This window comes from Enorma phocaeensis (genome assembly GCF_016901575.1).
Classification (GTDB): domain Bacteria; phylum Actinomycetota; class Coriobacteriia; order Coriobacteriales; family Coriobacteriaceae; genus Limicola; species Limicola phocaeensis_A.
The window spans coordinates 1-11,376 of the sequence record NZ_JACJKQ010000029.1 but is presented as its reverse complement, the minus strand read 5'-3'; the positions used below and the strand labels follow the sequence as shown (position 1 = coordinate 11,376).

The following is an 11,376-nucleotide window of genomic DNA, read 5'->3' as shown; positions in this document are numbered from 1 at the left end:
GCACTCGGCGCTGGGGTACCTCAGCCCCGAGGAGTTCGAGCGGGCCAACTGGCCCGAGGAGGACCGCCACCCGATGGCGGCGTAAGGGTGTAAACGGAATCGGGGTAGATTCAGACCCTGCGGCCGACCTCGGTGGCGTTGTCGAACACGGCCCGCAGCGGCACGCCCCCGAGGAACTCGAAGACGTCGCGGAGCCCCTGGCAGACGCACTCCGCGGTCTCGCCCCAGAAGACCTGGGCGAGCCCGACGTTTGAGTGCGGGAACGCGACCACGAGGAAGTGGCCGCGGGTGACGACGCCTCGCACGCGGAAGTCGGCCTGCCCGAAGTCGACCTGGCACTCGCCCGGGAGCCAGTCGAGCAGCAGGAACCCCTGCGCCTCGCGGGCGTCGAGCTCGGCGGCGAGCTCCTCGCGCCTCCTCCTCACGTACCTCCTGACGGTCGAGTACGAGCCCTCGAAGCCCTTCTCCGCGACGAGCCGGTCGAAGACCCTCTTCGCGGTGTGGCGCTGCTTGTGCCAGCAGCGCCTGTCCTCGAGCAGCCACGAGTCGACCAGCGCCGCGAAGGGCTCGAGCAGGGGCGACTCGGGCGCCCTGCCGACCGCCGGCGGCCTCTCGGAGAGGTCGGTCTCCCTCAGGTACTTGCGCACCGTGGGCTCGGAGACCCCGGTGTCCCGGGCGATCGAGGCGACGCTCGCCCCGCCCCTCCCGAGCCTTCTGATATCGTCGATCTTGTCCACGCCGATCATTTCCTTCCCGGCCTCCCATCGTCGCAACCGTAGCAGCGACAACGTTAGGCCCCGTTGGGGATGGTCGGCGTGCCCATGCCCAAACCCGAAAGTTTTTCGTGACCATTCCCGAAAGCTCCGGGTGATCAAATCCGCAAGTCAGACGTTATCAAACACAGGCGGCTTCGTGGCTGTCGCGAGCCCAGGGCGCGTCGGGGATCCGTGGCGCCACCCACGGGTGCGCGACGGCCGTGCGGGAGCCCGGGGGCGACGTCGCCACGGAGTCGCGCTCGCCGCCCCTCGGCGAGGGCCGCGAGGACATCCACACCCCACCACCACCCGCTGCCCGTCGAGGGTCGTCCGCAGCCCATCCGCCTGCGCTCCGTTGCGCGCACGGCTCGGACCCGCCCCGCCCTGCGCGGAGAGCGTCACTCACGGCCATGCCCGCCGCTCCGGCTGTGTATGCTCCGCGGCTCGGGCCAGCCAGCTCCGCCTGCGTGTCGCTCCCGGCTCAGGCCAGCCGGCTGCGCCGTCTGCCCTTCGCGGCGGTCGCACACTCCGGCTGCGCCGTCTGTCCCTCGCGGCGCTGCGCATACACAGCCTACGCTCTGGGCATGGCCTGCCGGGAGTTTGACGTGCGCAGGTCGGGTCGGTTCCTCGCGGCGGCGCGCACTCCGCTACGGCAGATGGGCTGCTCCTCCTCCTTTCTCGTTCGCGGGTGGTGGTGGGGTGTGGCGCTCAGGATCTTCGTTGAGGGCTCGACGTTCTTCTCGTTCTTCTCGTTCTTCTCGTTCTTCTCGTTCTTCTCGTTCTTCTCGCTCCTATCAACCGAAGAGTCGGCCCAGGGGCTCCGCCGTTCTTGCCGGCACCCGTCTTTGCGGCTGTCGTAGCCGTTTCCCCCTCATCGGTGATTCGGCTTCTTCCAAACGACAATCGAGCCGTCGGGCTCCGCCTCGGCGCGGGCCATCTTGACCGCCTGGATTATGGCGACGACCCAGGGGACGAGCGTCCAGCAGAAGACGACGCTGAGGACGCCTCGGGCGGTCCTCCCCGCGTAGAACTCGTGCGCTCCTATCCATCCGAGGAGGGTCGCCAGGGCGACGTACGTCGTCTTGCTGACGCGCTTGGCGTCGCCCGAGGCGAAGGCCCTCTCGGTGCGGGCGTTCTCCTCGCGCTGCAGGCGCTCCAGTGTTCCCTCCGCGCTGCTCTCGTACCTCTCGCGCCGCTCCTCCTCGCCCCTGCGCTTGGCCTCGTATTCCTCGCGTCGTCGGGCCGACTCCTCCTGGCGCCTCCTGCCGCCCTCGACGAGCGACAAGTAGCCCCCGGGCGCGTCGTCTGAGAGCATGGCGTCGAAGCAACGGAGGGTGGCCTTGGTGTCCTCGAGCGCGTCGTGGGCGTCGAAGCGGTACCCGTAGTGCCTGGCGCGCTGCCCGAGCTTGACCCACCTCCAGTCCCCGTGACGCTCGTCCCACTTGCCCGCGACGGGCGCGAACTCCTTCATGACGTCGAAGTGGGGGCATGTCGGGACCCGGACGCCTGCTGCCTCGAGGAACCTCAGGTCGAACTCGAGGTTGTACGCGACGAGGACCCGCGCGCGGGAGAAGATCTCGTTGAGCTCCGGGAGGAGCTCGGACATGGTGCGCTTGTCCCTCACCATCGCGGGCGTGATGCCGTTGACCTCCTGGGCCTTCGGCCACCTCTGGCGGTGCTCCGGCCTCACGTAGTCGCTGAACAGGACCGCGCCCGTTCCGTCCACGACGCTCAGCTGGAGTATCTCGTCGCGACCCCCGGCGTCGAGGCCCGTGGTCTCGGTGTCGAAGCAGATGACGCCCTCGCGGGGCGCGTCGGTTATGCGTGAGATGTCGGCGTTGTCGTACCAGGGCATGTGCGCAGCCTCCTGGTTCGTCGCTCGTGTAGCGGGTGGGTGCATCTTTCATTATGGCACGCCGGCTCGCCAGCGGGCATTAGCGCCCGGCTGGCGCCAAGGACACGCTGGGCTTGCGTCGCCCGTACTGGATGGCTGGCCGGGTGCGTGCGGGCGATCGTTGGTGACGCAGCGCGCCGCCGGGCAAGCGACCTGGGATGGCGGCGCAGACAATCTCCATGAATCATCGTTTGCGACGACCATCCGCTGCCTGAAAATGCCTGTGCTACGGCATGGCGTGTCGCGGCACGCGTCAAAAGCCACTCCTTCATGCGCACACTGATTTGCGGTTAGTCTTCAAAGTACAACTCGGACGGATCCCTCCCTTCCGCCCAGGCGTCCCTTCGCTCCTCTTGGGACTTCTCAGCGATGTGGAAGACGTCCGCCTCGCCGACGATGACGAGCTTCGCGCCCTTCTCGAGGTCGTCGAAAGCTGTGTCGGAGAGCGGGAGCCGGCCCGACGCATCGAGGTCTATGGCCTCGGCCTCGACCGCAAGAGCGGAGAACTCGTCCTCGAAGGCATCCGGAAGGTCGTTGAGCACTTCTGGCTGCGCGACGTCCCCTCTTTCGCGCGCATGGGCCCACGCATAGCTTCGCATCGCCTGCTCGTCAGCTATGAGGCCGGCGAGCATTTTGGCTCGGCGACGCCCCGTCACGCACGTCAGATAGCTCCCGTACTCGTCCGACCGCGAAATAACGTACAGCCTCCGGTCTCCCTCGAGCATGCGCTCCGGGATGGTTACGGTAAAGTCCTCCGCAACGACGACATCCTCGGTGCCGTAGAGCATTCCGGCTGGCTTGCCAGTATCGCCAGAGAGCTCGCGCAGCAGCGCGCAGGCGGCCGTCGGCTCCTCCTCGCCGTCGTCAAAGCCGTATATGGCGGGGCCGGGCCAGGCGGCGCCGACCGCCGCGAAGTTGAGCGAGGTGCATTCCTGCCCCAGGGCCCACTCCATGATTCGCTGTCCGAGACGTGAGTACGACAGAATCCATGACCCGTCTCTGGAGATTGGCCCGTGAAGACCCGCCTCGGCGTCGATGCCAGGCGTGAGCAGGGATAGCCCGTTTAGCGCCAGGCCGATTTGCCTCGCAGCCTCACCCTGGGAGACGCGCCAGGTGTCGACCGCGTCCTCTAGCCCTTGGAAGTCGTAGTGGCTGACGGTGGCTGCACCCAAGATGTCAATCGCGCGCCCTGCGGCGAGCAGGAGCCTGCGATAAAGCTCGAGAACGTCGATGAGTGCGTAGAGCCCGTCGATGCTCTCGAGCATGTCGTCGAGGGCGAAGCGTGTGGTTCGCCTGGGCTTGGAAAGGAATCCGTTGAGGGCATCGGCGGCCTTTGCCCATGCGGACAGGGCGACCGACGTAACCTCCGCCGGTACGCCGTCCTCCCCAATGCTCGCCATCGCATGCGAGAGCGGAAGGCCGAGCGAGCGCAGGTCCTGGCGATCCTCCTTGTCGAAATCGGCAAGTCGCTTTAGGACTGACAACTCAGCTATTTTCCCGAGGACAAGAATGTCGTGCCCGTCTGCGGTACGGTAGGCGCGCGCCGACATGACGAGCTGTTGCCGAAGCAGGAAGAAGCGCCGGTCGTTGGACGGCCCCGGCTCCGCGCGGTCGAGAAGATAGCTCGTGAGCTCGTTGAGCATGCACGGATCGATGAAGCAAGGGCATCCACAGTCGCACCCCCTCCACAATGCGAGCGCCTCACGATCGTCCGGTTCGAGACATTCCGGACGGTACGGCGCAAAGCCGATTGATGCTCGAATGGCCATATTGCGTCCTCCCGCTCGTGCCCTACTGTCAATTGTTGCATCACTGTCAAGGCTGTTCACTGCTTGGCAATCGTGATTAACTGTCACGTCTCGAAATTGGGCGACGGTTTTACGAACTCGGCCCTAATGTGGAGACACACATGGGATATGTGACCACTTTTTAGACTCTTCTGAGCTATAGCAATTAGGGAAAGAGCAGGTGAAATATGCAGGGTCATACCTATGGGTATGCTCGCGTTAGCACGCGCGACCAAAACCTCGATCGACAAATCGACGCGCTAATCGACTTCGGAGTAGCAGAGCGGGATTTGTTCACAGACAAAGCGAGTGGCAAGGACTTCGATAGACCGAACTACATCAGATTGATGAACAAGCTCGGGAGCGGAGATACGCTTGTCATCAAGAGCATTGATCGACTAGGTCGAAACTATAGCGAGATTCTTGAGGAGTGGCGCCTGATAACAAAGGGCAAAGGGGCGGCCATCGTCGTAATGGACATGCCCCTGCTTGATACTCGAAGGGAGCACGAAGGAGCGACCGGCATGCTTATCGCCGACATAGTTCTCCAGCTGCTCTCCTATGTGGCCCAAGTTGAGCGAGAGAACATCCGCCAACGGCAGGCCGAGGGCATCGCCTCGGCAAAGGCCCGTGGAGTCAAGTTCGGGAGACCGAGAAAGCAGAAGCCGGGAATCTACGAAAAGACGGCGAAGCTCTACCTAGAAGGCTCCCTAACTAGGGCGGAGGCCGCAAAGAGACTAAAGATATCTGCGAGTACTTTTGATAGGTGGATTCGAGAAGACTGGCAACGTTGCTAGTCAGTGCAGTTTCAGCAGATAAAGGGCACTATTTCGCTCTCTCAAATAGTACGCTTTTCAGACTCCTATATATGTTATCAGCGAAACGCAACCAAACACTACAAAACGCGAGGATTAATCGGTCGAACGGCTTATTCTTGCCGCTCATATCACCTCTCTAATAAAGCGTACTTTTTGACGAGGTGCAAGCCGACTCGCTTGCGTGTCGGCAAACTTCGCCAGGGAAGGGAGCGATTGAAATGCCTAAGTTCAAGCAGCCTCTGGCACAGCACCCTCTGCATCAGTGGGGGACTCGCATGGGAGGTGCTGCAAACATTGAGCCCGGCTTTCTCGCCTCAGAGCTGAAGAGCGACGTGACATCGATCATGGCTAATCAATATGGCATCGAGGTAAGCGCAAGCGATGAAGAGATCACGGTCGGTGGTCTCTTCAGCAGCACGTCCTTCCCTGGTGTCGAGTTCTCCTTCACAGGCCACACTGACTGGGCTCGCTTCCTTGTCGGAATCAGCAAGACCGCGGCAATTATCTCGATTGACGTCATTCAGCAAGGAAGTGTCTCTTCTGGAATGCAAAGGATGAACTCCGCTTCGTCAAAGGGGATGTTCTCGATCAGCGGCGCTTTGCAAAAGGCCATGACCGACCAGAATGCCGTCGAGACCGAGAGCATGTATTACGGGACGCTTCTCCAGACGATTCAGCAGGTCGTTGAGAGCTGGATGGAATAGAAGGCTGCGGCCGAAGGAGGATACCATGGCTTGCACATGCACGCACCCTGTTAGCGTAATCGAGGCAGACCGTACTGCCACGCCAACCGCAACGCACTTTTCTGCGAGCGACTGCGGCGGGTACCCCATCCCGCAGCCCAACAGGCATAAGGTGACTGGCTGTGCCGGGACCCGCAGGCCCATGCACGCGGTAAGTGTTTACGATAGGAGCCGAGCACAGGCTCCGACGAGCGCCTATTGGGGTCCTCAGGATTGTGGTGGCGGCTCTGAGCCGCGCCCCTCGGGCTACAAGAGCAATGATTTCTGTGAATGCCGCATGATACCGCAGGCATCCTCTATGCATGACGTTAACGCGTACTCAATCCGGAGGGGCCTTAGCGACTACAGTGCTGCCGATGATTGCGGATGCACGCAGAATGCAACCGGCGAAGCATGCTGGTAAAGAGGGCCGTTGCAGACGCAGCTTATGAGGTTGACCCCAGCCGCTCCTGCGCTCTTGCGTTGGACGACACTCTTTACGGGATGTTGGGAGAAGCCGATAAGGTGTCTGTCGATGAACTTATGGATGCTCTCATCGAGCGGGCGGGGGAGCCCCGCCCGCTATCCCTTATGTGGCATATGACCAGACGCTGCAACTTCGCGTGTCCATTCTGCTTCATCCGAGACAACGGCTTTGACGGAGACCCCACGTTTGATAGCGTCCTTCCCCTCTTAGAGCGAATCATCTCGCTGGGGTTGGTTAGAGCCACGCTTTCTGGTGGAGAATGTCTCTTGGATAAGGATTTCCCAAGCATTTATAGATACCTAAAGGAGAGCGGCGTTCTCGTTACGATTTTCACCAATGGGAGCTTGATTGATGAAGGCGTCCTCAATCTGTTTAGCGAGCTTCCTCCCTTTTCAGTGGAAATTACCTTCTATGACGACGATTTTGAAAGTCGCCCCTACCGGGCTGCACTTTCACTTAGAAATCTCGGCATCGATGTACTTGGCAAGTTCACCGTCTCACGCGAAAATGCGGCGCTCCTCCATTCCGTGGAGCGCTGGTGTGCTCTTCACGACATTCCTTTCTTATTCGATCCTGTCCTCTTCAATGGGGAGAACGGTATCGACGCTGAGTCGCAGGCGGTTAATGGGGAGGCTCTTGTAGACCTCAACGTAAGGCGCTTTGGCGTGGGATATGGTGACGAGAATGTTGTTTGCACACCACTCCGCTCGCTGCAGTGCAAGGCGGCTGACAGAGCCGTTTTCCTATCCCCCGAGCTCGAACTAAGCATCTGTCCCGACATGAAGCGAAGGTGGGCAACGGCTGGGAAGGGCTTCGACGAGGCATACCGGCTGATGCGACTGTGGATTGAAGAGCTTAAAGACGTTCCTATTGAGGGTTGCTCTGGGTGTATAGATCGCCCGCTCTGCAACATGTGCACGGCTCGTAGCGAGCTGATTGAGTCTCCTCATGGCACTCGGATATGCGTTCCTGAGGGGCACTGTCGCGAGGTTGCGACGCTGGGAGAAAAGATGCGGGGGCGCATTAGAGAACAGAAAGGCGATATGCGATGAAGATCACTCTCACAACAGCGCTTAAGAATCTTTCTAGGACCGAGCTTGAGCGCGTAAGTCATGCGGCAATGGTTGGCGACGCTGAAACGATAAAAAGACTGATCGGGCAACAGGGGTATGACGGGAGCGATTCCGACGATACGAAGAAAATCGGTCAGCTTGTCAAGAAACTACGGTGAGAAATCATCTATTCCCAGGAGGCAAGACGATGGAAATTAGCTTTGAAGAGCTTAAAGCGGCGGCAGAGAGCGGGAACGCACGAGCAATGGGTGTTCTTGCTGCCCATTATGTAAACCGGGACGAATGGGGCGAGGCCATCCACTGGTTTATCGCCGCTGCGGACAACGGCGACGAAAGATCCTACTCTGCAGCAGCGCGATCGTGCTCTATGGAGGCCCACGCCTTGAGAAACATCGCAGGTGGTGATAGGGCGTTTCAGTGCATCGACACTTTGACCAAGGGACTTAGGTATGCAGAGGCCGCGGGCATCCCTGAGGACGACAGCTTATACGGAAGGATGCACGAGGAGCTCGGCATTTGCTGGTATCTCGCTTCTTTGGGTGATGACAAGAGCAATTCGGTTTCTGAGGGCAACTGCCTCGAGCAAGCACGATTGCATCTTCTCGCTCATCTATCCAATTTGTCTATCGAGGGAAAGGTTTATCTAGCCTCCACGCTCTTCGGTCTATTGGAGTCTGATACATCCCTTCCTCAGGACGAGTTTCAGCTCATGGTCCAGCTTTTCACAGAGTGTGCCTCTTCCGATAGCGACGATGCTCATCCCGGACTCTGCTACGCCCGTCTAGGGATGATTAGCCTCGGGCCGGCATTGTGGAGCGGTTGGCATTATTCTCCTCGTGACGACCAGAAGGCTTACGAGTGTTTCGTTAAGGCCGGTAAGAGGGGCTTTGATTGCTCGGACATGCTCTCTTCGTTCAAGAAGAAGATGTTTGGGGGCTACGTCTATGTCGGATGAGCTAATTGGGCCGTCCGGGGCGGGGCATAACACTTCGGATGACATCCAAGAACTTCTCGACTACCTTCGTGTTGCTTGCGACCTCGAGACGGGCTTGATGAAGCTCTCTGAGATAGAAAAGCATGCCCTTTCTGAAATATCGAGTATCGAACACCGCGTATACCCTGAATTCGTTCCTCCTAACCCGCATCCGGAACAGGAGTCGGACCGGACAAGTTCCAAAGCTTGGCATACGGGTGCTTTCATTGGAGCAGTATGCGGAGTGATCTTCGAGTTCTGCCTTGATTGGCATACTGTTGGTCAAAGCAATAACTCGTTGTATTGGCTGGGAAGTTATATCGCGTTCTTTATGGCTGCTGCTATTTGCGCTGCAATCGGGGCGGCCATTGGTGCGTTCATAGGCTTGTTGATCGGCTCTTCGATCGGTGGTAGCGCCAGGGCTTCCCTAGAAGATGAGAACAGGGAAGCAAAGAGAGCCTGGGAAGAGGAAATCGAGCAGGAAAAAGAGAGAGACGCTGCTGCGGTATTGCAGTTCAAAGAGGACACAGCCATCCTGACCGACATGAAGAACGCTGTGAAAAAGATGCTTGAGGAGCACTACTCCAACGGACCAATTTATCAGAAGTATCGAACCCTTCCTGCGATATGCCAGTTGTACGAGTATTTCGACTCAGGACGATTCACCGAGCTTGGTGCTGCCTACAACCAATATGAGCTGGAGGTACGTCTTGACCGCCTCATTGACAATTCCGAGAAGGCTCTTCAGGTTCTTTATCAAATACGAGACAACCAGCATATTCTCTTTGACGCTCTGCTCTCTGTTCGCGATAGCGTGTATGCGATCAACGGCAGCATAGATAAATGCGCCCAAAATCTCGACTACATTGCATACTCACAAGAAATATCTTCGCTCTGCCTCCAGCAGACTGCCGTTGCGTCAACCCTTCTGTCTCAAATTGAGTATTACAAGAACAGGCATAACCTACCGATGCTGCTTCACGGCTATGAGGGTTACCTGCTTGGAATTAACGCAAGAGTTGCTTCGCGCAAACGGCGACTCGCGCGATAAACAAACTCAGCGACTTCTTTATGAAAGTTGAAATCGCGAAAGGGTTAGACATGTACCGAGCGTCAAAGTATCTGATTGAAGTACCTCTCGACTCTGAGAGAATAATTGTGTATAGCACGTTAACCACCTCGCTTATCGTCCTTACGCGAGACGAGTACGAGAAGGTTTTCGTTCAGCACAGCTTTGAGGACAATGAGACATGCGACGCGCTGCACGATATGGGCATGCTCGTTGCTGAGGACGAATCGCAAGAGGAAACTCTTGCAGAACTTCGACGTGGTGTTCTTAATGGCGATGACGGCATTAGTGGCATCATGATCGCGCCAACAATGGACTGTAATGCTCGCTGTTACTACTGCTTCGAGAACGGTGCTCGTCGAGGAACCATGAGCACAGAAACCGCTGATGCGGTTGCCGACTTTATTATCGAGCATTGCCCCGGAAAGAAGCTGTATATCTCTTGGTTCGGTGGCGAGCCACTTCTTGTTCCGGGGATTATCGACAGGATCACCTATGCACTCAAGACCGCCGGCATCGATGTTGAGTCAACAATTACGACGAACGGCATTCTCTTAACCGACGAAATAATTAGAAGATTTGATGATTGGGGCACCTATCGTGTGCAAATCAGCGTTGATGGCATTGGGGACCAATACAACAAGACAAAAAGGCTCCAGGGAATCGAAGGAGACCCCTTCGAAAAGATTGTTGAGAACATCAAGCGCACGCTCGATAGCGGTATCAGCGTCCACCTAAGAATCAATTACCGCAGCACGAATCGCAAAAGCATCGAAGAGGGATTCGACTTCTTCAATGGAAAATTCGGGACATATGAGAACCTCAGCCTGTATGGCGCCCCTCTCGACCTACCTGATGAAAAGGGGTATTCGGAATTCGATGAGAGCGAGGGAAATCTGTACCTGGACGTTCTCAAGATGTCGCTAGACAACGGATACGAAGACGACGAGCTTAACTTCCGGGATGGAGTCAGCGCATCAGAGGAGAACAACATCGTGCTCGGCAATCTGCTGCTATCCCCCTTTCCCGCTCCATGCATGATGATTAATAAATGGCGATTTGCCGTTGACGACAGGGGCCTTCTCTATAAGTGCCAGAAGCATCTCGGTCAAGAGAGGTTCTCCTGTGGGAGCGTATTTGAGGGCATCGATGCCAACGACTGCTACAGGTACTTTTCAACAGACGAGCTCCATGATGAGAGGTGCGAGAACTGTGCCATCTTCCCAATCTGCCATGGCGGGTGCAATGCAAACCGCCTGATGTATGGCGACAAGTTCGCCTGTCCGCCTTCAAAGACGATCATGCCAAAACTCGTCATGGCGTATTACCGGTATCTGATGGACAACCAAAGCAGAGAGGAGGAGAGCGATGAAAGTCCTGAATAAGGTTTCTACCAAGGAGGCCATCAAGAAGCTTCGCAGCCGGCCAGTCAGCTGCGATCCTCACACGATGTGCCCGAAGTGTCTCGTCCGCAAGGGCTGAGGCACAGAGCTTGTCGGCGCCGCGTCGACGTATGGCGCAGCGACGGCAGCTCGGTAACTGAGGCCTTTGTGACACGCCCGTACCCTGACCGCAGGTTAGGGTGCGGGCTTTCTCTTTGCCCGCCTGGTTGGAAAGGTAGGGCCTCTATGGGTGGCGAGGACGATGGCAAGGCCGCGCAGGCGCAGGTCGCGGGTGAGCCGCAGGTACCGTCAAGATTCTTGCGCACTTTCCGACAGCCCCATAGGCCCGCCCTCCGGTGCGGCTACCCCTCCAGCAGCGTCACGTCCAGATAGCGGCGGGACCCCCATTCGCTCTC

11 protein-coding genes are annotated in these 11,376 nt (G+C 58.4%); 8 read left to right on the top strand and 3 right to left on the bottom strand.

Annotated elements, in window-relative coordinates; genetic code table 11:
- Window positions 1–110: 110 nt before the first annotated feature.
- Window positions 111–746, bottom strand: a complete 636-nt coding sequence (gene istA / locus H6A15_RS09700) for an IS21 family transposase (RefSeq protein ID WP_239462498.1) — start codon at window positions 744–746, stop codon at window positions 111–113.
- Between the two features lie 710 nt (window positions 747–1,456).
- Between istA and H6A15_RS09695 the strand changes: the two genes are divergently transcribed.
- Window positions 1,457–1,615, top strand: coding sequence for a hypothetical protein (locus tag H6A15_RS09695; RefSeq protein ID WP_204673555.1), 159 nt, complete (start codon window positions 1,457–1,459; stop codon window positions 1,613–1,615).
- A gap of 11 nt (window positions 1,616–1,626) precedes the next feature.
- Here the strand turns inward: H6A15_RS09695 and H6A15_RS09690 are convergent, their stop codons facing one another.
- The gene (locus tag H6A15_RS09690) at window positions 1,627–2,610 is read right to left on the bottom strand and encodes an exonuclease domain-containing protein (RefSeq protein ID WP_204673554.1); all 984 of its coding nucleotides are present in this window, start codon (window positions 2,608–2,610) and stop codon (window positions 1,627–1,629) included.
- 329 nt (window positions 2,611–2,939) lie between these two features.
- Entirely contained in the window at window positions 2,940–4,292 is a 1,353-nt protein-coding gene (locus tag H6A15_RS09685) for a hypothetical protein (RefSeq protein ID WP_204673553.1), read from the bottom strand.
- A gap of 332 nt (window positions 4,293–4,624) precedes the next feature.
- Between H6A15_RS09685 and H6A15_RS09680 the strand changes: the two genes are divergently transcribed.
- The 7 genes from H6A15_RS09680 (at window position 4,625) to H6A15_RS09650 (ending at window position 10,963) form a co-directional block, all read left to right on the top strand.
- The gene (locus H6A15_RS09680) at window positions 4,625–5,233 is read left to right on the top strand and encodes a recombinase family protein (RefSeq protein ID WP_204673552.1); all 609 of its coding nucleotides are present in this window, start codon (window positions 4,625–4,627) and stop codon (window positions 5,231–5,233) included.
- A 239-nt stretch (window positions 5,234–5,472) separates the two neighbouring features.
- Window positions 5,473–5,958, top strand: coding sequence for a hypothetical protein (locus H6A15_RS09675; RefSeq protein WP_204673551.1), 486 nt, complete (start codon window positions 5,473–5,475; stop codon window positions 5,956–5,958).
- 432 nt (window positions 5,959–6,390) lie between these two features.
- Window positions 6,391–7,515, top strand: a complete 1,125-nt coding sequence (locus H6A15_RS09670) for a radical SAM protein (RefSeq protein WP_204673550.1) — start codon at window positions 6,391–6,393, stop codon at window positions 7,513–7,515.
- Window positions 7,512–7,694 (top strand): hypothetical protein, encoded by a 183-nt coding sequence (locus H6A15_RS09665; RefSeq protein ID WP_204673549.1) that lies wholly within the window; start codon window positions 7,512–7,514, stop codon window positions 7,692–7,694. Before H6A15_RS09670 ends, H6A15_RS09665 begins: the two co-directional genes overlap by 4 nt.
- A 29-nt stretch (window positions 7,695–7,723) precedes the next feature.
- Entirely contained in the window at window positions 7,724–8,491 is a 768-nt protein-coding gene (locus tag H6A15_RS09660; protein ID WP_204673548.1) for a hypothetical protein, read from the top strand.
- Complete coding sequence (locus tag H6A15_RS09655; protein ID WP_204673547.1) at window positions 8,481–9,560, top strand: hypothetical protein; 1,080 nt, start codon at window positions 8,481–8,483, stop codon at window positions 9,558–9,560. The genes H6A15_RS09660 and H6A15_RS09655 overlap by 11 nt, the downstream gene beginning before the upstream one ends.
- 20 nt (window positions 9,561–9,580) lie before the next feature.
- A complete protein-coding gene (locus H6A15_RS09650) occupies window positions 9,581–10,963 on the top strand; it encodes a radical SAM/SPASM domain-containing protein (RefSeq protein ID WP_204673546.1) in 1,383 nt (460 codons plus the stop codon).
- Window positions 10,964–11,376: the final 413 nt, after the last annotated feature.